Source organism: Streptomyces yongxingensis (assembly GCF_055597465.1).
Window position 1 is genome coordinate 4,088,902 of sequence record NZ_CM145717.1, and the last position, 23,782, is coordinate 4,112,683.

17 protein-coding genes and 1 tRNA gene are annotated in these 23,782 nt (G+C 68.0%); 8 read left to right on the forward strand and 10 right to left on the reverse strand.

The genetic code is table 11. From position 1 onward, the window contains the following. Positions 1–216: 216 nt before the first annotated feature. From rho to ACZ6TD_RS17085, 7 genes are all read right to left on the reverse strand, one after another. Positions 217–2,334, reverse strand: coding sequence for a transcription termination factor Rho (gene rho / locus ACZ6TD_RS17055; RefSeq protein WP_471354880.1), 2,118 nt, complete (start codon positions 2,332–2,334; stop codon positions 217–219). A gap of 402 nt (positions 2,335–2,736) precedes the next feature. After that, complete coding sequence (gene thrB, locus ACZ6TD_RS17060) at positions 2,737–3,651, reverse strand: homoserine kinase (protein WP_020868419.1); 915 nt, start codon at positions 3,649–3,651, stop codon at positions 2,737–2,739. A gap of 542 nt (positions 3,652–4,193) precedes the next feature. Further along, on the reverse strand, positions 4,194–5,312 hold the full coding sequence (thrC, locus tag ACZ6TD_RS17065) for a threonine synthase (protein WP_471354883.1): 1,119 nt from the start codon (positions 5,310–5,312) through the stop codon (positions 4,194–4,196). A gap of 93 nt (positions 5,313–5,405) precedes the next feature. Then, positions 5,406–6,698: a homoserine dehydrogenase gene (locus ACZ6TD_RS17070; RefSeq protein ID WP_471354884.1), complete on the reverse strand. Its 1,293-nt coding sequence runs from the start codon at positions 6,696–6,698 to the stop codon at positions 5,406–5,408. A 139-nt stretch (positions 6,699–6,837) separates the two neighbouring features. Then, positions 6,838–8,259 carry a diaminopimelate decarboxylase gene (gene lysA / locus ACZ6TD_RS17075; RefSeq protein WP_471354886.1) on the reverse strand — a complete coding sequence of 474 codons (1,422 nt, stop codon included), beginning with the start codon at positions 8,257–8,259 and terminating at the stop codon, positions 6,838–6,840. A gap of 27 nt (positions 8,260–8,286) precedes the next feature. Beyond that, complete coding sequence (gene nrtL, locus ACZ6TD_RS17080; protein ID WP_471354888.1) at positions 8,287–9,300, reverse strand: ArgS-related anticodon-binding protein NrtL; 1,014 nt, start codon at positions 9,298–9,300, stop codon at positions 8,287–8,289. A gap of 203 nt (positions 9,301–9,503) precedes the next feature. Beyond that, complete coding sequence (locus ACZ6TD_RS17085; RefSeq protein WP_232546197.1) at positions 9,504–9,935, reverse strand: response regulator; 432 nt, start codon at positions 9,933–9,935, stop codon at positions 9,504–9,506. A gap of 228 nt (positions 9,936–10,163) precedes the next feature. Here ACZ6TD_RS17085 and ACZ6TD_RS17090 point away from each other — a divergent pair. The 7 genes from ACZ6TD_RS17090 to ACZ6TD_RS17120 all read left to right on the forward strand — a co-directional run bounded on the left by ACZ6TD_RS17090 (position 10,164) and on the right by ACZ6TD_RS17120 (position 18,627). Next, positions 10,164–10,235: transfer RNA gene (locus ACZ6TD_RS17090), tRNA-Arg, on the forward strand. A gap of 208 nt (positions 10,236–10,443) precedes the next feature. Further along, entirely contained in the window at positions 10,444–10,707 is a 264-nt protein-coding gene (locus tag ACZ6TD_RS17095; protein WP_471354889.1) for a CopG family transcriptional regulator, read from the forward strand. Then, entirely contained in the window at positions 10,704–11,117 is a 414-nt protein-coding gene (locus tag ACZ6TD_RS17100) for a DNA-binding protein (RefSeq protein WP_471354891.1), read from the forward strand. The genes ACZ6TD_RS17095 and ACZ6TD_RS17100 overlap by 4 nt, the downstream gene beginning before the upstream one ends. A 162-nt stretch (positions 11,118–11,279) precedes the next feature. Further along, positions 11,280–14,837 (forward strand): type I restriction endonuclease subunit R, encoded by a 3,558-nt coding sequence (locus ACZ6TD_RS17105; protein WP_471354892.1) that lies wholly within the window; start codon positions 11,280–11,282, stop codon positions 14,835–14,837. 65 nt (positions 14,838–14,902) lie between these two features. Continuing rightward, on the forward strand, positions 14,903–16,342 hold the full coding sequence (locus tag ACZ6TD_RS17110; protein WP_471357806.1) for a restriction endonuclease subunit S: 1,440 nt from the start codon (positions 14,903–14,905) through the stop codon (positions 16,340–16,342). Continuing rightward, the gene (locus ACZ6TD_RS17115) at positions 16,339–17,895 is read left to right on the forward strand and encodes a class I SAM-dependent DNA methyltransferase (protein WP_471354894.1); all 1,557 of its coding nucleotides are present in this window, start codon (positions 16,339–16,341) and stop codon (positions 17,893–17,895) included. Before ACZ6TD_RS17110 ends, ACZ6TD_RS17115 begins: the two co-directional genes overlap by 4 nt. A gap of 78 nt (positions 17,896–17,973) precedes the next feature. Then, a complete protein-coding gene (locus tag ACZ6TD_RS17120; protein WP_471354896.1) occupies positions 17,974–18,627 on the forward strand; it encodes a hypothetical protein in 654 nt (217 codons plus the stop codon). Between the two features lie 54 nt (positions 18,628–18,681). Here ACZ6TD_RS17120 and ACZ6TD_RS17125 read toward each other — a convergent pair whose 3' ends face one another. Both ACZ6TD_RS17125 and ACZ6TD_RS17130 read right to left on the reverse strand, forming a co-directional pair. Then, positions 18,682–18,876: a DUF397 domain-containing protein gene (locus tag ACZ6TD_RS17125; RefSeq protein WP_471354898.1), complete on the reverse strand. Its 195-nt coding sequence runs from the start codon at positions 18,874–18,876 to the stop codon at positions 18,682–18,684. Next, positions 18,873–19,769, reverse strand: coding sequence for a helix-turn-helix domain-containing protein (locus ACZ6TD_RS17130; protein WP_471357809.1), 897 nt, complete (start codon positions 19,767–19,769; stop codon positions 18,873–18,875). Before ACZ6TD_RS17130 ends, ACZ6TD_RS17125 begins: the two co-directional genes overlap by 4 nt. A 122-nt stretch (positions 19,770–19,891) precedes the next feature. Here ACZ6TD_RS17130 and ACZ6TD_RS17135 point away from each other — a divergent pair, with 122 nt between their 5' ends. Next, a complete protein-coding gene (locus ACZ6TD_RS17135; RefSeq protein ID WP_471354899.1) occupies positions 19,892–20,365 on the forward strand; it encodes an ATP-binding protein in 474 nt (157 codons plus the stop codon). Here the strand turns inward: ACZ6TD_RS17135 and ACZ6TD_RS17140 are convergent. Further along, entirely contained in the window at positions 20,343–23,636 is a 3,294-nt protein-coding gene (locus ACZ6TD_RS17140) for an AAA domain-containing protein (protein WP_471354901.1), read from the reverse strand. The genes ACZ6TD_RS17135 and ACZ6TD_RS17140 overlap by 23 nt on opposite strands. Between the last annotated feature and the right edge of the window lie 146 nt (positions 23,637–23,782).

Consider the following 23,782-nt stretch of genomic DNA (forward strand, 5'->3'; position numbering starts at 1 on the left):
CATATGTGCGATGGCCGGATTTCGCGCGGGCCGCCGGACGCACCGTTCGTCCCCTTCATCCGCCTTACCACTCTGACCTGCACTTTCGCGGGCGATAACATGATCAGCACCGGTCCGCGGTCTGGCCGGAAAATGTGGCTCACCTCTCATGGAACGCGACGAGGCCCCCCGCGGTGCGGGGGGCCTCGGCTACGGAGCGTTCCGGCGGGTGTCCGGTCAGTCGCCGTTGTTGCCCGGGGTGGGCGTGGTCTTGGCGATCTGCATCAGGAACTCGGCGTTCGACTTCGTCTGCTTCATCTTGTCCAGCAGCAGTTCGATGGCCTGCTGGGAGTCGAGCGCGTGCAGCACCCGGCGCAGCTTCCAGACGATGTTCAGCTCCTCCGGCGCCAGCAGGATCTCCTCCTTGCGGGTGCTGGACGGATCGACGTCCACCGCAGGGAAGATGCGCTTGTCGGCGAGCTTCCGGTCGAGCTTGAGCTCCATGTTGCCGGTGCCCTTGAACTCCTCGAAGATCACCTCGTCCATGCGCGAGCCGGTCTCGACCAGCGCGGTGGCCAGGATGGTCAGCGAGCCGCCGTCCTCGATGTTGCGCGCGGCACCGAAGAACTTCTTCGGCGGGTAGAGCGCGGTCGAGTCGACACCACCGGACAGGATGCGGCCGGAGGCGGGCGCCGCCAGGTTGTACGCACGGCCCAGGCGGGTGATCGAGTCCAGCAGGACGACCACGTCATGGCCCAGCTCGACCAGGCGCTTGGCCCGCTCGATCGCCAGCTCCGCGACGGTGGTGTGGTCCTCGGCCGGGCGGTCGAAGGTCGAGGAGATGACCTCGCCCTTGACCGACCGCTGCATGTCGGTGACCTCTTCCGGCCGCTCGTCGACGAGGACGACCATCAGATGGCACTCGGGGCTGTTGCGGGTGATCGCGTTGGCGATCGCCTGCATGATCATGGTCTTACCGGTCTTCGGCGGGGCCACGATCAGACCGCGCTGGCCCTTGCCGATCGGCGCGACCAGGTCGATGATCCGGGTCGTCAGCCCACCGGCCTCGGTCTCCAGACGCAGCCGGTCCTGCGGGTAAAGCGGCGTCAGCTTGCCGAACTCCGGCCGTCCGCGCCCGGTTTCGGGCGCCATGCCGTTCACCGAGTCCAGCCGGACCAGCGCGTTGAACTTCTCGCGGCGCTCGCCCTCGCGCGGCTGACGGACCGCGCCGGTGACGTGGTCGCCCTTGCGCAGACCGTTCTTGCGCACCTGGGCGAGCGAGACGTACACATCGTTCGGGCCCGGGAGGTAGCCGGAGGTCCGGATGAACGCGTAGTTGTCGAGGATGTCGAGGATGCCCGCGACGGGGATCAGCACATCGTCCTCGGACACCTGCGGCTCGTTGCCGAAGTCGTCGCGGCCACGACGGCCACGGCGGTCGCGGTAGCGGCCGCGGCGCCCGCGGCGCCCGCCCTCGAAGTCGTCGTCGCCCTCGTCGGCGCGCTGCTGGCCCTGGCCGCGCCCGTCGCGCTGCTGACGGCCGCCGCCCTGCTGACCGTCCTCGCCCTTGCCGCGGCGGTCGCCGCGGTCGCGCTGCCGGTCCCGGCGGTCGCCCTTCTGGCCGCGCTCCTGGCGGTCACCGCCCCTGGCGCCCTTGCCCTCGGCGGTGTCGGCGGCGGCCTCGGCCTTCCCGTCGCCCTTGGGCTCGGTCCTGGCCTCGGTCTTGGCGGAGACGTCGCTGCGCGCCTCCGTCTTGGTCTCGACAGCGGTGGCCGTGCCCCCGGAGTCGGGGGTGGTGGCGGGCGCGGTGGCCCGGCGGCGGCGGCGCTCACCGGCCGGCTGCTCATCGCCGGCGGGCTCACCGGGCTGGCCGGGGATCTCGATCTGCGCTTGCGCCGCGGCCTTCTCCTCGGCGTCGGCCTTCTCGGCCTTCTCCGCCTTCCCGGCGGACTTCGAGGACTTGGCGCCGCCGGTCTTCTCCTCCGCGTCGTCGCCCGTACGGGCCCGGGAGGTGGTGCGGCGCTTCGGCTTGGTCACCCCCTCCGCGTCGGACGGAGTGCTCTCGGAGCCCTGGGCGGAGCCGGAGCCCGCGGCCTGCTTCTCCTTGATGACCTCGATCAGCTGGCCTTTGCGCATCCGCGCGGTGCCCTTGATGCCAAGGCTCGAGGCGAGCTGCTGAAGCTCGGCCAGGACCATGGCGTCGAGGCCGGTGCCCGAGCGGCGTCGCCGCGGGGCAGCGCCAGTGGCAGCACCGTTGGCGGGCGCGGAAGCGTCCGTGGCGGGCGCGTTGTTGCCGACACCGCTGTCGGAGGTGCCGGAGGCGTTCACGCCCATCAGATCGGTGGTGTCGCTCACGAAGGGTCCTTCCCTGGAGCGGGCGTCGGCCTGTCTGGCTCGGCGACCGGTTGTGCTGTCCGGCTGTGGTCCTTCCGTTACGGACCGGGCCGGGGCGGTGGTCCGCCGGGGTACGGCGGAGAGATCAGTTCATGGTTCCGACGCGGCGGAGGATTCACGAGAATCCGCCACGCCGATTCCGGAGCGTGCTCGATACTGCTCAGGCAGGCTGCTCAGGCAGTGTGGGAGGCTCCCGGAAGAAGGGTGGTCCCTGATGGGGACACTGAGCACCTCGCCTCCGAGTACATCCAAGAGGCATCGAGTGCAGACTTGAGGTTAACACTACCGGATCCAACAAACATTCCCCCTCTCCAAGACCGGCTATCGAGTTTTCCCGGCTCCGGGGCACCCCGGATCGCGGTGTCAGGTGAGCGGCAGGACGCTCGCCCCCCCGGCGTCGAGAGCCAGCCGGTTGGCCGCCCACCCCTCGCCCGCCAGTCGTGCGACCTTGTCGGCCGCACCGTCCTCGACCAGCGCGAGCACCGTGGGGCCCGCGCCGGAGATGACCGCGGGGACGCCGTCCGCCCGCAGTCGGTTCACCAGGCTCACGCTCTCGGGCATCGCCGGAGCACGGTATTCCTGGTGCAGCCGGTCCTCCGTCGCGGCGAGCAGCAGCTCGGGACGCCTGGTCAGGGCCTCGACGAGCAGTGCGGCCCGGCCCGCGTTGACCGCGGCGTCCACATGCGGGACGGTGCGCGGCAGCAGGCCGCGGGCGGTCTCGGTGAGCACCGGCCGGCCAGGAACGAAGACCACCGGAACGATGGAATCCGCGGGGTCCATCCTGATCGCCCGGGCGGACCCCGCGTCCGTCCAGGCCAGGGTGAAGCCGCCGAGCAGACAGGCGGCGACATTGTCGGGGTGGCCCTCGATCTCGGTGGCCAGCTCCAGCATCGCCGCGTCGTCGAGCCGCTCGGCGCCGCCTATGGTCACCGCGCGCGCGGCGACGATCCCGGCGCAGATGGCGGCGGAGGAGGAGCCCAGGCCCCGCCCATGCGGAATGCGGTTGGCGCAGACCAGCTCGAGGCCGCGGGGCTGCCCGCCCAGCAGATCGAAGGCGGTGCGCAGGGAGCGTACGAGCAGATGGTTCTCGTCGCGCGGGAGCGACTCCGCGCCTTCACCGGCGATGTCGACGTGGAGACCGGAGTCGGCCACCCGGACCACCACGTCGTCGTAGAGGCCCAGGGCCAGGCCGAGGGCGTCGAAGCCAGGACCGAGATTGGCGCTCGAGGCGGGGACGCGCACTCGGACGGCGGCGGCGCGGAACGCTGGACCGGCCATCGCTCGATGACTCTCCTTGTGGTTACGTGCGATTGCTCGAAGAGGTACGGAACACCGCGAGGGCCGTGACAAGTACGGCGACGCCGCGCAGAGGCGAGCGCTCTGCGTCGGGGCGGATTCAGTACAGCCTATCGAAGGAAGGTTCTGTGGCGACATAGGGCGCACGGGAGGCGCACGATGCGTGTCGCGCTCCCTGCCATCGTCCGCGACCACTCTACTGGAGCGCTCGCACGCCCTCGCGCTTCTCTGCCACCACTTGAGTGGATCTTTAGAAAAGCCACGGAAGGGGCTCAGCGGGCCGGGCCGGCATGAGGACGGAGGGGCCCAGCGCGCCGGGATCGACGTGGCGCGGAGGGGCCCAGCACGCCGGGGCCGACGTGGCGCGGAGGGGCCCAGCGGGCCGGGCCAGGCGGCCCGCTGAACCCCCCACCGCAGCAGGTCCCGGCCCTGGTCAAGGCCGGGTCGCGCCGTATCGGACCGGCCGGGCCCACGGCGCACCGCGCCTTACCGGACCGGCCCGCTCCGGGTCGCGTCGCGCCGGGTCAGGCCAGCCCGAGCCGTACGGCCGCGGCGTCCGCGTCCACCGGGACCACGACCGGCTGCGGCGCACCCGCCACCGCCCAGTCCGGGTCCTTGAGCCCGTTCCCGGTGACCGTGCAGACGATGCGCTGGCCCGGGTCGACCAGCCCCTGCTCGGCCGCCTTCAGCAGACCCGCCACGCTCGCCGCGGAGGCGGGCTCGACGAAAACGCCCTCCTGCGCCGCGAGCAGCCGGTAGGCGGCGAGGATCTGACGGTCGGTCACCTCGTCGATGAGGCCGCCGGACTCGTCGCGCGCCTGCTCGGCGAAGGTCCACGAAGCCGGGTTGCCGATGCGGATGGCGGTGGCGATGGTGCTCGGCTCCTTGACCGGCTCACCGCGCACGATCGGTGCCGCGCCGGACGCCTGGAAGCCCCACATCCGGGGCGTACGGGAGGCGCGCGGCTCGCTGTCGGCGAACGGTGCCGCGTACTCCGTGTAGCCCTTCCAGTAGGCGGTGATGTTGCCCGCGTTGCCGACCGGCAGCACATGGATGTCGGGCGCGTCCCCGAGCATGTCCACGATCTCGAAGGCGGCGGTCTTCTGGCCCTCGATCCGGGCCGGGTTGACCGAATTGACCAGCGCCACCGGGTACTTCTCCGACAGCCCGCGCGCCAGCGTCAGGCAGTCGTCGAAGTTGCCGTCGACCTGGAGGATCTTCGCGCCGTGGACGAGGGCCTGGCCCATCTTGCCCAGCGCGATCTTCCCCTGCGGGACCAGCACCGCGCAGACCATCCCGGCCCGTACGGCGTACGCCGCCGCCGAGGCCGAGGTGTTGCCGGTGGAGGCGCAGATGACGGCCTTGGCGCCGGCCTCCTTGGCCGCGCTGATGGCCATCGTCATCCCGCGGTCCTTGAACGACCCGGTGGGGTTGGCGCCCTCGACCTTGAGGTGGACCTCGCAGCCGGTGCGCTCGGAGAGCACCTGCGCGGGGACCAGCGGCGTACCGCCCTCGCGCAGGGTGACGACGGGGGTCGTCCCGCTGACCGGGAGGCGGTCGCGGTACTCCTCGATGATGCCCCGCCAGCCGTGCCACTGGCGGGTGCCGGACATTCGAGGCCCGGCGTCGGCGATTGCGTTCATGATTTCCCTTACTCTCCGCTCACCCTCTGTTCGGCCTCAGCGCGGCCGCTACCCGGCCTCTGCTCGCCCACGACTCGTCCTCTGGTGCGCTCTCTACTCGCCCTCGACCCGCATGATGCTCGCGACATCGCGGACGGTGTCGAGCCGGCGGAGCGCCTCCACGGTCGACGACAGCGCGGCGTCGCTCGCGCGGTGGGTCACGACGACGAGGGACGCCTCGCCGTCCTTCCCCTGCTGGCGGACCGTATCGATGGACACGCCGTGCTCGGCGAAGACTGTGGCGACCTGCGCCAGAACTCCCGGTTTGTCGGCGACGTCCAGGCTGATGTGGTAGCGAGTGACCACATCGCCCATCGGGCTCACCGGGAGCCGGCTGTAGGCGGACTCCCCGGGTCCGGTGGCGCCCGCCAGCTTGTTGCGGCAGGCGGCGACGAGGTCGCCGAGGACGGCCGAGGCGGTCGGCGAACCGCCCGCGCCCGGTCCGTAGAACATCAGCTGCCCCGCGGCGTCGGCCTCGACGAACACCGCGTTGTACGCCTCGCGGACGGAGGCGAGGGGGTGGCTCAGCGGAATCATCGCCGGGTGCACCCGCGCGGTGACCGACCGGCCGTCGGCGGCCCGCTCACAGATCGCGAGCAGCTTGACGGTGCAGCCCATGCGCTTGGCGGAGGCGATGTCGGCGGCGGTCACCTCGGTGATGCCCTCGCGGTGCACATCGTCGAGGGTGACCCGGGTGTGGAAGGCGATCCCGGCGAGGATCGCGGCCTTCGCGGCGGCGTCGAAGCCCTCGACGTCGGCGGTCGGGTCGGCCTCGGCGTAGCCCAGGGCCGTGGCCTCGTCCAGCGCCTCGCTGTAGCCGGCGCCGCTGGAGTCCATCCGGTCGAGGATGAAGTTGGTGGTGCCGTTGACGATGCCGAGGACACGGTCGACCTTGTCGCCCGCGAGCGACTCGCGCAGCGGCCGCACCAGCGGGATCGCCCCCGCGACCGCGGCCTCGTAGTAGAGATCCGCACCGCGCTGCTCGGCCGCGGCGTGCAGCGCCGCGCCGCCCTGGGCGACCAGCGCCTTGTTCGCGGACACCACGCTCGCGCCGTGGTCGAAGGCGGTGGTGATGAGGGTGCGGGCGGGCTCGATCCCGCCGATGACCTCGACCACCACATCGATGTCCCCGCGTTTGACCAGGGCCGTGGCGTCGGTGGTCACCAGCTCCGCCGGCACCCCCTCCCGGACCCGGCCGGGGCGGCGCACGGCGATCCCGGCCAGCTCGACCGGGGCCCCGATGCGCGCCGCGAGGTCGTCCGCATGCGTCGTCATGATGCGCGCCACCTCTGAGCCGACCACTCCACAGCCCAGCAGCGCCACTTTCAGCGGACGCGTACGCATCATCCGACCTCGTTTCTCATCCATCGCGTTAATGCATCAGCGCGTTAGTGCACCAGTCTCATGCACTGGACGGGATTTCCTGTCCCGGGTCCAGTATCCGAGATCCATTTCTCGCTAGCCGATTCCCACCGGCGGAGTCTCGCTAGCCGACGTCGAGTCGCAGAAGATCTTCCTCCGTCTCACGCCGGACGATCTCGCGCGCCTGCCCGTCCCGTACGGCGACGACGGGCGGCCGGAGCGCGTGGTTGTAGTTGCTCGCCATCGAGCGGCAGTACGCGCCGGTGGCGGGGACGGCGATCAGATCGCCGGGCGCCAGGTCGGCGGGCAGGAAGGCGTCCCGTACGACGATGTCGCCGGATTCGCAGTGCTTGCCGACGACGCGGGAGAGCATCGGCTCGGCGGTGGAGGCGCGGGAGACCAGCGCGACCGAGTACTCGGCGTCGTAGAGCGCGGTACGGATGTTGTCGGACATCCCGCCGTCGACGCTGACGTACGTCCGCAGCCCCGGCAGCTCCTTGACCGTGCCCACCTCGTACAGCGTGAAGGCGGTCGGCCCGACGATCGCCCGCCCCGGCTCGACCGACAGCCGCGGCACCGCGAGCCCGGCCGAGTCGCACTCCCGGTGCACGATGTCGCGCAGCGCCTTGGCGATCTCGTGCGGCTCGCGCGGGTCGTCCTCCGAGGTGTACGCGATGCCGAGGCCGCCGCCGAGGTCGATCTCGGGCAGCTCGACGCCGTGCTCGTCCCGGATCTCCTTGAGCAGCCCCACGACCCGGTGCGCCGCGACCTCGAACCCGGACGTGTCGAAGATCTGCGACCCGATGTGCGAGTGAATGCCGATGAGCTCGAGTCCGTCGAGCTTGAGCGCCCGCCGCACGGCCTCGGCGGCCTGCCCGCCCGCGAGCGGAATGCCGAACTTCTGGTCCTCGTGGGCGGTCGCGATGAACTCGTGGGTGTGCGCCTCCACACCCACGGTCACCCGGATCTGCACCCGCTGTCGCTTGCCGAGCCGCTGGGCGATGTGCGCGACCCGCACGATCTCCTGGAACGAGTCGAGCACGATCCGCCCGACGCCCTCCTCGACCGCCCGCTCGATCTCGGCGGTGGACTTGTTGTTCCCGTGCAGCGCGATCCGCTCGGCGGGCATCCCGGCGGCGAGCGCGGTGGCCAGCTCCCCGGCGGAGCACACGTCGAGGTTGAGCCCCTCCTCGTCCAGCCAGCGCACGACGGCGCGGGAGAGGAACGCCTTCCCGGCGTAGAACACGTCCGCGTCCTCCCCCTCGCCCTTCTCCCCCTTCTTCTCCCCCTTGAACGCCTCCCGCCAGGCCCGGCAGCGGGCCCGGAAGTCGGCCTCGTCGAGGAAGTACGCGGGCGTCCCGAACTCCTCCGCGAGCGTCTTGACGTCGATCCCGCCGACGGTCACGACGCCATCGGCGCTCCGGCCGACCGTACGGGACCACACGCGCGGATCGAGCTGATTGAGATCGGCGGGCGGCGCGGCGTAGTGCCCCTCGGGAAGGACATCGGCGTGGCGGGGCCCGGCGGGGTGGGCGGAACGGCTCATGCTGTCTCTGCTGTCTCTCTCAAGGTCTTACAGATGTTCGGGTGCGCTGATGCCGAGCAGACGCAGGCCGCCGGCGAGCACCGCTCCGGTGGCGTCGGCAAGGGCCAGCCGGGAACGGTGGACGGCCGAGGGTTTGTGCGGGCCGGAGGGCAGGGCCGGGCAGTCGTCATGGAACCGGTCATGGAACCGGAAGAAGGCATCGGCGACGCCGACGAGATGCCGAGCGAGCCGATCGGGCGCACGGTGCCGGGCGGCGGCCTCGATGGCGCGGGGATGATCGGCGAGGAGGCCGAGAAGGCCGACCTCGGCGGGGTGGTCGTAGGTCCCATAGGTTCCGGCCTCGGGCTCGGGCTCGGCTGCGAGACCGAGCTGGCCGGCATTCCGCATCAGGGCGCGGGTGCGGGCGTGGGCGTACTGAACCCGGAAGAGGGGGTTGTCCTCGCGCTGGGAGAGGAGACGGGAGGGCTCGAGGTCGGGCAGATCGTGCCCGGCGGGCCGAAGCAACGCCCAGCGGGCGGCGTCGGCCCCGAGGGAGCGGAGCAGATCAGCCCCGGAGACCGGAACGGGCCGAACAACAGGCCCCTGACCAGGAACAACGACTCCCCCGGCAGCACCGACAAGCCCCCGCACCACATGAGCGACGAGCGCGGCCCGCACCTCGTTGGCGGGCCCAAGCGGAACCGAAACCCCAGCGAGCGCATCACCGTGCCCGTAGCGAGACCCCTGGGCGAGGACGTCCCGCACGAGCTGAGCATGGGAGGTGGCATCAAGGGTGATGTTGAGAAACCCGGGGTCGGCGATGTCAACGCGGACGATCCCGGGCGTACGGAGAAGCCGCCGCCGCAAAACCTGGGCGATACCCAGCGCATCCCCACCATCTCTGGCCAGCAGCAGGGCGACATTGGTGGCGTAATCCCCACACCCAGGCCGAGGGGGCGTCCGCACCTTCACCCGCTCCGGCACGGCAACGCACAGCTCGTCGTCCTCGACGGCACGACGCACGGTGTGCAGCACAGTGCGGGAGAGCTGGGCGGGAGTCACGGCACAAGCGTATGGGAGGAGGGGGGTACGAAAGCGAACCGGTTTCGCCCTTCGGACGGCACAGGGAGTGAACCGACACGGGGCGCACCAACACGAGCCACAGCCGAGCCCCCGGCCGGACACGAGCCCACAGCGGAGCCCCCGACCCGGAAGCGACAGGTCGGCCAACAGGTCGGCCAACAGGTCGGCCCTGGGGCCCACCACTACCCGGTGGGCCCCACAACCGGCTCGGCATCACCAGGCGCGGCCGCACCGGCCGCCCCCTGCCGCATCAGCCGCCGCACGAGCTCGACAAGATCGACGGGCTCGAAGGGTTTCGCGAGGAAGGCATCGACGCCCAGCGCCTTCCCGCTGTCCATCTCGTACTGCGTACACGCACTGATGATCGCGACGGGCACATGACACGTACGAGCATCAGCGCGCAGCCTCGATGCCGTATGCAGCCCATCGAGTCTGGGCATCACGACATCGAGAGTGATCACATCGGGCCGCACCTGGTGAACGATCTCCAGGCACTCGGCACCATCGGCCGCGGTCACGACCTCGAAGCCCTCCAGCTCGAGGTTGACCCTGATCAGCTGCCGGATGACCTTGTTGTCGTCGACGACAAGGACCCGGCCGGACAAGCCAGGCACATCCTGAAGAGTAGGCGCGCAGCCGCGGCTGCGTCCGGGTTTTCCCCACTTCCGCCCCGTGCGAGGGACCTTTCCCCAAGACCCCTGCGCCCCACCCTCCACATGCGGTATAGGCCCCTCCGCTCCCACATCCCCTCCCCGACCGCCGGCTCCCGATAAGCGTTCATGACCACCCTCGGCGAGCTGGTAGTGTTCTACTCGTCGCAGCGAGACAGCAGCGACAGGCAAGCCCCCGTAGCTCAGGGGATAGAGCAACGGCCTCCGGAGCCGTGTGCGCAGGTTCGAATCCTGCCGGGGGCACTCACGCGAGTGCCTGATGGACCCCGTCACCAGCGGAAGCGCTGAGACCGGGGTCCTTTTTCGTGCGCAAGTCGACTTGCGCACGGGCACTAACAGAGCCCGAGCGCCCCGAGACCCCAAATCCCGCAGACCCTGCCCTTGTTGCAGCATCCTCCCCGAGATGCATGGATCAACAGCAAGCGGGAGCATCCTTGGTAGGATAGGTAGCATGAGTGAGCCTACCGGCAAATACTCGATCACCATGCCGCGCGACATCGCCGAAGCGGCCCGTGCACGCAGCGGCCCCTCGGGCCTGTCCGCATACGTGGCCGCCGCCGTCGCCCGCCAGATCGAGCGCGACAACCTCAACGAACTCATCCAAGTCGCCGAAGCCGAACACGGAGCGATCACCGAGGAAGAAATCCAGGCCGTGCGCGACCAGCTTCACCGAGCCCGCCAGAAGCAGACGAACGGTGAGGCAGACGCTGCGTGAACCGCTCCCCCGCAGCTCCCGGTGGCACTCTCGTCCTCGACAGCGAGGGACTGGCCAAGGCCGTCCTGCGCGACCGCACCGTCACCGCGTGGCTCGCTCTCTCCCGCGCCGACGACCTACGTGTGATCACGTCCGCGGCCACCCTGGTGGAAGTAGTCCACCCCCGGATCAACCGCCCGGCCCTGGAGTGGACGCTCTCGCGCCTCGTCGTGGAGCCGGTCACCGAGTCGATCGCCCGGCATGCCGCCGCTCTCCTCGCCGACGCTGGCTTGCACGGCCACAAGTACGCCATCGACGCCATGCTCAGCGCGACCGCCCTCGCCGCCCCCGGGCCCGTTACGATCCTCACGTCAGATCCCGAGGACCTCACCGCACTTTGCGGGGGGCACGTCACCGTCATCAAGACCTGACCGGCACCCGCTCCGAGAACTCGGTAAAGACCCCTCACTCGCGTCAGCGCCTACACACACGCGCCGCACATCACTTTGCCGCGACGAACGTCGTCCAAGGCGCGCGCGGCATAAGCTGGGCTGCCATCCACATGGACAGCCGCGTCTAGGGGGAAGGCCAACATGGACGACCGGCTTCGCGACTTCGCGAAGGGTTCACCCAACTTCGGACTGCTGTACCGGCACCAACCCCTGTTGGCGTTGTACGGGGCGTCGGCCGAAGCCACGGTCTTCACCAACCCCAACTCGTCCCTTGTTCAGGCCGGCCAGTTCGGAGAGGTCCTCGCCGAGGAACTGATCACCCGCATCGGGATGCGCATCGAGGGGGACCGTCAGATCGACCGACTGACCGCCCTCACCCGGGCCGGAGTCCTCGTCCCCGAGATCCGTGACGACTTCGATCAGTTGCGCCGCGACCGGAACAAGGCGGCACATAGTCACCTTTTTGACACCTCACGCGCTCTCGCCGCCGTCCGCACCTGCTACAAGCTCGGTCTATGGTTCCACGACGCCATCGACGGACGCCGGACCGTCGCCGAGTTCGTGCCACCCACCGATCCCGGCACAACGGCCGGGCTAACGGACCCGGCCGAGCTTGCCGAGCTCCGTGAGGCTCTGAACGGACACCGCGATGCACTCACTCAGGCCCGCACCCGCCTCGCGGAGTCCAGCGATGCGCTTGAGGCAGAGCGCAGAGCGCGCGCCGAGGCCGAGCACCTGATCGCCAGCGCCGATGCCAATCAGCATGACCTGCGCACGCAGATAGTGCAGTTGACCGCACAGATCGAGGAGATGCGCAGCGCGCATCAGGCGAAGTACGACGCTGCTCGCAAGCAGCCGCGGCAGGTGGACGCAGGCCGCCGGGACGCCATCATCCACCGCGCGCAGCGGCCAGCCCCGCTCAACGAGGTACAGGCCCGCGACGCCATCGACGCGATGCTCCACGCTTCTGGCTGGGTGGTCCAAAACAGGGATCAGCTCAACCCTCAAGCGGGGCAGGGAGTAGCGGTCCGCGAGTTTTCCCTGGCCACTGGCCGGGCCGATTACGTGCTGTACGTCGACGGCCGCATCGTCGGCGTGGTGGAGGCCAAACGCGAGGGCGACCACCTCTCCAGCGCTGTCGAGCAGAACGACCGATACGCGGCCGGTGTACTGAAGGAACACCGGCTCGCGGTGTGGCGCGAGACCGAGCCCTTCGCGTTCCGTTACGCGACCACCGGCGCGGAAACGTACTTCGTCAACCGGCTCGACCCTGACGCCCGCTCCCGCGAGGTCTTCAGCTTCCACCGCCCCGAGACGGTATTGGATTGGATGCGACGCGCGGACCAGTCTCCGGGCGCTCCCACCTTCCGGGCGGCCCTGCGACAGTTGCCCGTCCTGGAATCGAACGGGCTACGCCTCGCCCAGATCGACGCGATCTCCGGCCTGGAGGAATCCCTGAGCGCGGACCGCTCGCGGGCCCTCATCCAGATGGCGACCGGAGCCGGCAAGACGTACACAGCGGTGGCGCAGACGTACAGGCTCCTCAAGCACGCGAGGGCCCGACGCATCCTGTTCCTCGTCGACCGCAACAACCTGGGCAAGCAGGCGCTTGACGAGTTCCGGAAGTTCACCACCCCCGATGACGGCCGCAAGCTCTCTGACATCTACAACGTCGACCGTCTCGGTGCCTCGGGGTTACAGGACACTTCCTCCGTCGTGATCTGCACAATCCAGAAGATGTATTCGCTGCTGCGCGGCGAGACACTGACGGACGACGACCCGGCCGACGCAGCGGCGGACAGCGTGGCGTACGAGGACACGTACGAGACCGCCGCGCCCATTGAGGTGTCATACAACCCGGACGTGCCGATCGAGTCGTTCGACCTGATCATCGTGGACGAGTGCCACCGGTCGATCTACGGGCTGTGGCGGGGCGTACTGGAGTACTTCGACGCCCACCTGGTCGGCCTCACCGCCACTCCGAAGCCCCAGACCCTGGGCTTCTTCCATCGCAACCTGGTCTCCGAGTACACGTATCCGCAGGCGGTCGCGGACGGCGTGAACGTCGACTTCGACGTTGTCCGCATCCGTTCCGACCTGCGCGAAAACGGCGTCGCGACGATCGAGTCCGGGACGACGGTCCGGGTCAAGGACCGCAAGACACGACGGCAGCGCTACCAGGAGCTGGACGACGACTTCACCTACACGACAGGGCAGATCGGCCGGTCAGTGGTGACGGTCGACGAAATCCGGGGCGTGCTCACCGCCTACCGGGACAACTGGCGGCGCTGGTTCCCGGGCCGCAGCGACCTGCCGAAGACCCTGATTTTCGCGGTTGGCGAGGACCATGCCGAGGATGTCCTCGCCCAGGTGAAGGAGGTCTTCGGGCGCGGGGACGACTTCGCGAAGAAGATCACGTACAAGAGCCGCCAGGCCGGAGAGGACCCGGACGAGCTGATCCGCGCACTGCGGACCTCACCCCGGCTGCGCGTGGCGGTCACGGTCGACATGATCGCGACCGGTACGGATGTGAAGGCGCTGGAGTGCGTGATATTCCTCCGCGAGGTGCGGAGCGCGGTGCTCTTCGAGCAGATGAAGGGACGCGGGGCGCGGACGATCGACGCGACTGAGCTCCAGGAGGTCACGCCGGACGCGGACGCGTCGGTGCGGAAGGACCGCTTCGTGCTCGTGGACGCGGTGGGCGTCACGGACTCCCCGCTGGTGGACGCACGTCCGCTCGTACCCGCGACCGAGCGACAGGTCTCGCTGGCGAAGCTGCTCGACAAGGCCGGTACGAAGTCGATCAGTACGAGCGAGGCGGAGATCCTCGCGGGACGGCTGGCCCGGCTGAACCAGCAGCTGACGAGCGAGGAGCGCGAGCAGCTGGAGCGGGCGGCCGGTGGCCGCACCCTGTCCCAGATCGCGGGTGCCATCGTCGCGGCCGTCGACCCGGACCGGCAGGAGCGGGTACGCGACGAGCAAGGGGCGAAGGCCGCGCGGAAGCTGGTGGAGGACGCTCTTGCTCCGCTGACGGCAAGCCCCGAGCTGCGTCGGCAGATCATCGAGATCCGTCGAGACAAGGACTATGTCTTCGACGAGACCACGGCGGTGAAGGTGGACCTGGAGGAGGTCCCGCGCGAGGAGCGCGCGCAGGAGGAGATCGGCCGCTGGAGCCGGTTGCTGAAGGAGGAACGGGACCGCATCGCGGCGGTGTCACTGGCGCTGAGCAGCCCCCGGACGGTGTCTCCGGCAGAGGCATACGCGGCGCTGCGAGAGCTGGCCGTGGAGATCCACCGCCCGCAGTACGCGTGGACGCCGCAGGTGCTGTGGACGTACTACGAGGATTTGGGTGCGGCGGCACACAGGGCAGGACCGGAGGCTGGCGTGCCGGATCTGATCTCGCTCATCCGGTATGAGTTGGGCGTGGATGAGGAGCTTCGTCCGTATCGGGATACGGTGGAGGAACGCTTCGAAGCATGGCTGCTGAAGCAGCGGCAGGCCGGGGCGGACTTCTCGGAAGAGCAGATGTGGTGGCTCCGGGCCATACGGGACGTCGTGGCGAGCGATGTCGGGATCGGTCCGGCTGAGTTCAACGCCGAGCCCTTTAAGGGGCGGGGCGGGGGACGCGGATTCCAGCACGCGTTTCCGGGGCGGAATGTTCGGGATCTGTTGGGTGAGTTGAATCGGGAGCTGGCTTGAGTGAGTTGAGCGATGTCGGACTTCCACCAGGGTGGGTCAGCACGACACTCTCGCAAATCGGCGACGTGGTCTCGGGAGCCACTCCGAAGACCAACGTTGCGGACTACTGGGGCGGGGATATTCCGTGGATCACCCCCGACGATCTCTCGAGGAACCCTGCCAAGAAAACTCGAACAGGCCGTAGGTTCCTCACCCAGAGCGGCTACGACGCATGCTCTACCCGCCAAGTTCCGCCAGGGTCGGTGTTGTTCAGCTCGCGCGCCCCAATCGGGTACGCAACAATTGCAGGAGAAGCTCTTTGCACGAATCAGGGATTCAAGACGATCGTGCCCGCGTCCGGAATTTCCTCAGAGTATCTCTATTGGTACTTGCAGTACGCTACGCCTAGCATCTCGGCCCGCGCGAGCGGCACCACATTCAAGGAGATCTCCGGCAAAGCCTTCGCCGAGATAGAAATCGCCTTGCCTCCTTCCTCTGAGCAGCACCGCATCGTCGAGGCCCTCGAAAACCACCTCTCCCGAATCGACGCGGCCTCCGCAGCACTGCGCCGATCCTTGTCCCGAACTCTCCATCTTCGTCAGTCAACAATCCGACGTGCACTCCGCGGGGAAGCTCTCCCTACACTTGCTGGCGCAAGTGCCGTCGAGGAATTCAATGTCCGCACGCAGCTCCCGCCAGATGAACAGCCTTGGCCAACACCAGATGGATGGGCTTGGACAACTATTGGCGCACTCTTCAGGGTTTATGTCGGAGCCACTCCGAGCCGTAAGAACCCAGACCTCTGGTCTGGCCAAGTCCCTTGGGTATCGAGCGGCGAAGTAAGTTTCAATCGGGTCACTGATACACGAGAACATATCAGCGATGTAGCTGTGGGCAATCGGATGACGCGTCTCCATCCGCCTGGAACGGTCATGATCGCAATGATCGGCGAGGGAAAGACACGAGGTCAAGCAGCGATTCTCGACATCGAGGCAGCTCATAACCAGAATTGCGCCTCAATCCGGGTATCTGAAACACGGATACTGCCCGAGTACATCTATCTTGTACTCGAAGAGAGGTACCAGCAATCACGCAAGGCAAGTTCGGGCGGCAATCAGCCTGCGCTTAACAAAGCCAAGGTTGAGGCAATCCCCGTCCCTCTGCCTCCTCTGGCCATTCAGCGGCAGATTGTCACCCTGGCTGAAGAGTTCACCCGGAGATCCGTTAAATTCCGTGCCGAGCTCGAAAAGACCCTGAAAATGGCTGGCCGGTTGAGGCAAGCTCTGCTCGCTCGCGCCTTCACTGGCCACCTCGTCCCCCAAGACCCCACAGACGAACCCGCCTCCGTCCTCCTCGACCGCATCCAGGCCGAGCGTAAGGCGCAAACCGGCAGCGGCAAGGGCAAAGCCAAGCGCGCAACCCGCCGCCCTCGTAAGGCGGCCACCGCAGACGCGCCGCCCCCGCCTCCTCCGGCCACCCCAATCCCGGCCCCCACCAACGCCGTTCAGCAGGAGCTCCCCCTGTGACCCCCGCCACCACCGCCCAGGCGCACGCGCAGACCAGCACCCTGGTCGCCAAGCTCTGGAACTACTGCAACGTCCTGCGGGACAACGGCCTGTCCACCATCGAGTACGTCGAGCAGCTTTCGTACCTGCTCTTCCTCAAGATGGCCGACGAGATCGCCTCCGATCCCTTCACCGAGCACGAGGCCCGGCCCGTCGTACCCTTGGCTTACGACTGGCAGTCGCTCGTCCAGCTCAAGGGGTTGGCGCTGGAGGGGCACTACCGGGAGATCCTCACCGCCCTCGCCAAGAACCCCGGCACCACCCTCGGCACGATCTTCGCCAAGTCCCAGAACCGGATCACCGAGCCCGCCCTCCTCGAGAAGCTGGTCGTCGACCTGATCGGCAAGGAGGACTGGACGATCCAGGGGACCGATCTGAAGGGCGACGCCTACGAAGGGCTGCTCGCCAAGGGGGCTGAGGACACCAAGACCGGCGCCGGTCAGTACTTCACGCCGCGCGCGCTTATCGACGCCATGGTCGACGTGATGCAGCCCCGTCCCGAGGACACCATCACCGACCCCGCCTGCGGGACGGGCGGCTTCCTCATCGCCGCCCACAGCTACATCCGCAAGCACCACATGCAGAACCTCTCCCGCGAGCAGCGCCTCGCCCTGGGCAGCGGGAAGATCTGGGGCAACGAGCTGGTCACCGGCACCGCCCGGCTCGCCGCCATGAACATGCTGCTCCACGGCATCGGTGACGCCGACGGTCCGTCCCTGATCACTGTGGGCGATGCCCTCGCCGAGCAGCCCAGTCGGCACGCCTCCCTCGTCCTCGCCAATCCCCCCTTCGGCAAGAAGTCGGCCATCACCGTCATCGGCACGGACGGCAAGGCGGAGAAGGAGGACATCTCCTACGAGCGAGACGACTTCCGCGCCACCACCACCAACAAGCAGCTCAACTTCCTCCAGCACATCATGTCGCTGATGGAGATGAACGGCCGCGCGGCCGTCGTCCTCCCCGACAACGTCCTCTTCGAGGGCGGCGCCGGCGAGAAGGTACGGCGGCGGCTGCTCGACGACTTCGATCTGCACACCATCCTGCGCCTGCCGACCGGCATCTTCTACGCGGGCGGCGTCAAGGCCAACGTCCTCTTCTTCGAGAAGAAGCCGCCCCGCAGCGAAGGCGCCAACACCTCCAAGCTCTGGGTGTACGACTTCCGCACCGGCAAACACTTCACGCTGAAGCAGCACCCCTTGCGGCGCGCGGACCTGGACGAGTTTGTGGAGGCATACCTTCCGGACAAGCCACGATCCGAGCGTGTCGAGACCGAGCGTTTCAAGGCGTTCGACTACGACGAGCTGATCGCCCGCGACAAGGTCAACCTCGACATCACATGGATGAAGGACCCGGCGCTCGACGACGCTGACACTCTGCTCCCGCCCGAGGTGATCGCTCAGGAGATCGTCGAGGACCTGCAAGCCGCCCTCAGCGAGTTCGCCGCCATCGCGGAGGCCCTCGGCGGCGAGGTCCCGGCCGATGCCGATGAGATCCAGCCAACGGAAACCGACTGATCTGTAAGTGACTTGCTTGTCCCCCGCTCTCGCCGGAATCCTTGACCTCACGATTCGGCGAGACGGGAGACGAGCTCCATGCCAGCGGCAGCACATCCGCAGACCCGCGAGTTCCGGGCGTTTCTGACCAACCTCGAATATGCCCGAAAGATGGTAGTCGCGGGTCGGAGCCTGGCCGCCTTCCAGTCCCCTGTGATCGACATCGGCGACTTCTACCGTGCTGCCTGGGTACAGGCTGTCAGCGCCATCGACCACTGGTTCCATGAGGAGCTGTATCGGCGGGTGGCCGAACTGGCCGCCGAGGACAGCCCCGGAATGCCACACCAACTGACCAGGTTTGAGCTGCCGTTGGTCAAGGTCGAAGAGGTGCGGCGCGGTGCGACCACCCTCGCTGACGCCGTCTCGGAGCACGTCAAGGCCAAGTGGGGCAACGCGGCACTCCAGAACCCGCGCAAGATCAGCGAGGCTTTGAAGCTGGTCACCGAAGAGGACATCTGGGGCAAGGCCGCCGTTCAGCTCAACCAGTGGAACCATGAAAGGACGGCGTACAACGCGCAGTCCCTCAAGCAGCAGTACATCTCCATCACCGACCGCCGCAACCGGATCGCGCACGATGCGGACCTGCTGGACGGTGACCTCAAGCGCCGACGCGAGATCTCTGACGCGGATGTCACGGACGCGATCGACTGGGTCGAGCGGATCGCTCTCGCTATCGCGACGGTTCTGGGCTGAGCACCGGGGTGTATGCGGGGATACGGCCACGTGGCCGTATCCCCACTTCGTACGTCAGGACCGCGCCGCGAAGTCCACGAACGCCGCCCAGCTCTCCTGCGCGAAAAGGAGTTGTGCCCCCGTCGGCTCCTTGGAGTCCCGCACGTGAACGGCGCCGGGAGTCGTGGCGACCTCCACGCATTCGCCGCCCTCGTTGCCGCTGTAGCTGCTCTTGAACCAAGCGCGTCGTGCGGAATCCTCAGTGCTCATCGTGATGTCTGCATCCTCTCGATCAGTTCCAGGGACTCACATGGCGTGAGCGCCTGGGCCCTGATGGTGCCGTAACGTGCGGCCAGGATACGGACCTCTTCGGCATCCGTCGCCAGTCGCGCATGATTCTGGACCTCGGTGTACCCGACCTGCGGTTTCCCCTTGGGGATCAGCAGAGTGAAGGGCCCTCCCATACCGGCGTGCTCGGTTCGCTCCATCGGCATCACCTGAAGCTCGACGTTGCGCAGCCGCCCCAGCCTGAGCAACTGTTCCAACTGCTCTTTGTGTACCTCCCAACCGCCGAGGGGCCTCCGCAACACGGCCTCCTCCACCACCGCGGTCACCATGGGCGGCGGCCAGGGAGTCAGGATCTTTTGGCGGTCGATACGGGAGGCTACACGCTGCTCGATCGTCTCCTCGTCCAGCAGCGGTTTGCGCATCTCATAGAGGGCCCGTGCACGTCGTTCGGTCTGGAACAGGCCGGGGATGTCATGGTTGTTGTAGAAGTTGATCTCAGCAGCCTCCCCCTCCAAGCGCGCATAGTCCCTGAACCATGCCGGGTGCCGAACCCGCGCCTTGGCCTTGGCCTGCGCGATGTCCTCCTTCGTGACGCTCAACAAACCACCCGCGTCGAGAAGGTCGTCCGCCGCGTCCAGGAACTCCGGCTGCGGCGTCCGGCGCCCGCGCTCCAGCGACGCGATCAGATCCTCGCTGTAGCCAAGCTGGCTGCCGAGTTCCTTCTGAGTCCAGCCCGCCCGCTCCCGGAGCAGTTTGACCTGTTTGCCCACAGCCCGGTTGAGTTCCGCCGCGCTGTCCGTGCCCTCGTGGGGTTCGGGCCGCCGTTCCCCGCCTGGGCCGATACGCGTATCCGTCACCAGAGTCACCGCCCCCATGTCGTACGCCGGTACGGTCACGCCCGCCACCCCTGACGATCAGCCAGCCGTACCGGTACCAGCACGCTGTGTACTGGCCGTCTTCCTGGTCAGCGTAGGAGCGTCCGGCCACGCTCTGTGACATGACGCAAGAAATTCACCCTCCCCAGCTTGCCCATGAGCGACGTCGGTTCAGTCAGCGCCTCAGCTCCACCCGGCGCGGCGCACGCCTCGCCCGCCGCCTCGCCGTGCAACAACTCGCCGACTGGGGCTGGAGCCACGACGACGAATCAGTGCATGCCGCCGCCCTGCTCGTCGCCGAACTCGCTGCCAACGCCGTGAAGCACGGTCGCGTACCCGGGCGGGACTTCCTGCTGGCTCTCCTTCTGACGAGGCCGGAAGCCGGGCCCGCCACCTTGCGGATCGAGGTCGCCGACTGCCAGGGCGAGCGGCTTCCCCATCCGGCCTCCGCCACGCCACCGGAAACCTGGGAAGAGCACGGACGAGGTTTGGTCATCGTCGAGTCCATCGCGACGCGATGGGGCTTCCAGCCCAGGCACCCGGTCGGCAAGACCGTGTGGGCCGAGATCCAGCTCAGCCCCGGCTCCCCGTCCTGAACCGCACGGCCATCTCCCACGCCCGGTTGCCCCGTCGCCCCGGGCACGTCCGGTTGAAGCACCGCCAGTACCAGGATCCGTTCACCCGGCGGCGCAGATCCACCTCGTCACCCTTGCACGCACCGCATCGCGGTGGCCTCGCGAAGTCCTCGGCGTGCTCGTGGGCGAGGATCTTGCGGGCGAAATGGTGCCCCTTGATCGTCAGCATGACTTCGCGCGAGTGGCTCTGGGAAAGGGAGTTGAGGCTTCCCAGCAGGGTTGTGTATTCGTCGATAACGACGATCTTCTGGTGCATCACATTGACGCGGACGACGGTCTGCACCACATCTCGAAGGCGCTGGACCAGCGCGGTCTGTTTCTTCTGACCTGTGTCGTAGGGGTCCCGTACGAAAATGGTGACACGGACTCCGCGGCGTACGGCTTCCTCAAGTACCGGAAGTAGACCAATCAGTCGTTTCGCCGTCCACGGAGACCAGATCCATAGGGAGGTATTGGCTTCGGCGAGGCGGGCGGCGAAGGTCTCGTAGAAGGAGATCTCGTCGTCGACCTCGGAGACCTCGACATGACGCGAAAGGACATCGGCGAGACGGGAGCCGAATTCGCCGAGGCCGGTGACAGGCCGCGCGGCAGGGGCGATGAGCCGGGTTGCGGGGATAGAGCGGGTGCGGCCGGCGCGGATGAGCGCACCCAGTTTGCCGAGGCCCGTCTCCTCTCCCGAGGCGAGGATTCGGCTGCGGCTGCCGATGACGTAGAGCCTGGTCTGGACGCGGGTGACGGCGACGTTGCACAGGCGTACGCCATCGCGGGCCCAGGCGGTTGCCTCGGAGGCCCGAGAAGCGTGAGCCATCCAGAGGCCGTCACCGTAGTCGTCCTCGACCGTGTCGAAGATGACGACCGGAAACTCGCGACCCTGGAAACGGTGGGCGGTGCCCACCTCAGTAAGCTGCCCACCCGTCTCGGTATCTCGGAGAGCCTCCAGGGTGGCCTCGGCCTGCACTGAATACGGCGTGACCACACCAGCCGATTCGCTGTCCTCGCCGTGCAGGTCGATGAGTGCGCGTGCGAGCAAGGATCCCGCCGGCCACCACCCTTTGCGGCGACCGGTGCGGTGAGCCTGGGCCAGGCTCTGGAGGCCGTCCGTATCGATGATCACGACTTCGGGATCGCCCGACTCGCGTCTTTCAGCACGCCGCACGACGTCGGGGCCGGGCTTCAGTACGCCGTCGTACGCAAGAGTGTTCGCCAGATCCATGACGTCAAGCCCGAAGCGGTGCTGGACATCCAGCACGACACACCCGTTGTGGTTCACCGCTGCCGTTGGCGACTCGATGCCGAAGTGTTCGAAGACCTCACGCAGAATCCACTTCGCGACATCAGGCCGCTTGCTGCCATCCAGTTTCGGCAGGACGGGGCCAAGCTGCATGAAGTCGCCGAGCAGTACAGCCGTCGTCTTGGCCTTGCCAACCGCGAGGAGCACTTCGGGCAGGGTTGCCGCACCGGCCTCATCGACCAGGACGACGTCGTAATCGCCTTCGAACACCGCCTTGACAGTGCGGAAACGCGCGAGGGTAGTGGCAACGACTTTCGCACCACGAATGATCTCGCCTTGTGCGTCGCGTGCGAGCTTGTCGTACTCCTCCTGCAACTCTCGATGTCGGCGTTCCAGGGCCGGGCGATTCTCCTTGTCCGCAGTGACCTGAGGCTTCAGTGTTGCTGCCGCAGCATGGCGTTGGGGGTGTCCGAGGCGATCGGCCTCCATGACACGTGCTTCGGCCGCCTTTGACAGGCCGAGTTGCTCGGCGAGTGGAGAAAGCCGGGCAGCCGCCGCCCTCTCCACGCGCCACGCGTCCTCCAGGTTGGTCTCCACAGTGCGCAGGGTCGTGTTGCGGAGCGTGATCTCCTCCTTGCTGAAGGAGATCTTGGCGCGGTGAGCTTCAAGCCGTGCTGCATATTCCTGCTCGGTTCGGGTGAGTACCGACCGGGCCTCCGCTGCTTTCGTCTGGGCCTTATCGGTCTCGGTGCGGGCCGTCTCCAGCCGAAGACGCGCCTTCTCCCTGTCCCGCTTGGCCCGGCGCTTCGCCAAGCCGGTCAACCGTTCAAGGTCCATCAGGGCGCTGTAGGCCGCCTCGCGCTCGTTCTCGGCCAGCAGTGCTTTCGCCTCCACCGCTGTCACGGCGACTCGGAGCTCGGCGAGGTCTGCCTGCGCCTCGTCGTATGTCTTCCACTCGGCCTGGGCCTGCTCCGTGGCGCGTACAGCCGCGACAGCCGCCTTGTACTCCTCCTCCAGCCGCTCGACCCGCTTCCCGGCTTCCTCTGCTTCGCGATTCGCCTGACGACGCGCGCGTGTCAGAGCTGCAGAGGTGCGGGTGGGATCGTCCAAGCGGGTGCGGTCCGCGGCGTACCCGATGGCGTCGAAGTTCGCGAGGCTCCGCTCCAGCTCCTCCAGCTCGCGCGCCCGCGCCCGCACTTCAACCAGCTGCGCGGCAACCGCCCGGCGTCGTTCGTCGACATCGGCGAGCCGCTCGCGCACCATCAGTGTCAGACAGACGCTTGCGTCCTCAGCCACTTCACGCAGATGGGGCGGTCCGACACGGACGATGTGACCGTCCGCGTGCCGCCGCTCCTTGATCACGCCCCACAGGGCGTTGTCCACTGCGACGTTGGTCGCGGACACCAGCAGGACGCGTTCGCCGCGCGCCATCAGGTCCACGATGGCCCGCTTGAGGACGGTGGTCTTGCCGGTGCCGGGAGGTCCCCACACCAGCCACAGCCCTTCGCCCGTGCATGCGCGATACGCGAGGTCCTGAGCGGGCAGCAGCACTCCCGGCGGCAGCCCGGTCGCCGCGAGCCGTCCCGTCCCGGCTTCGCCCCGCGCCATGAGGTGAGCGAGGGGGGCACCGGTGAGCGCAGCCAAGCCTTCACGCAATGCCTTCACGAGGAAGCCGGCGGGCTGCGGCTTCATCCACAGATAAGGGTCAGCGGGGTCGGCGAACTCGGCGACACGCACCCGCAGTGCGGTGCCGTCCTTGAACACGTCGAGCACGGAGTGGCCTGCGTCCACACCGCTTTCGTCCGACCCGGCCAGCCTCAGGCTGTCGCCTTGAAGCTGGTCTGTCGTGATGTCGGTGCCACGTACGTCGACGACGTACTCCCCCGGCTTCCCGCTCTTCGCCGCCCGCCCCAGCGGACGCCACCGCGGCTCACGCGCCGGCACGCCTTCGTGCGCGACCCAGGCGTCCAACGCCGAGACGACTTCTTCCTGCCAGCCCACATTCCCCCGCTACAACGGCGCTGCCGAGTTCTTGTCCCCTGTGGTACCAGCGAAGTCGAGCGATAACCACAGGGGATCTCGCCAAGGTCGGCGTGCCCATGCACAAAATGCTCCTCAGAGCGTGAGCGGTGGCATGGAGGTCATGA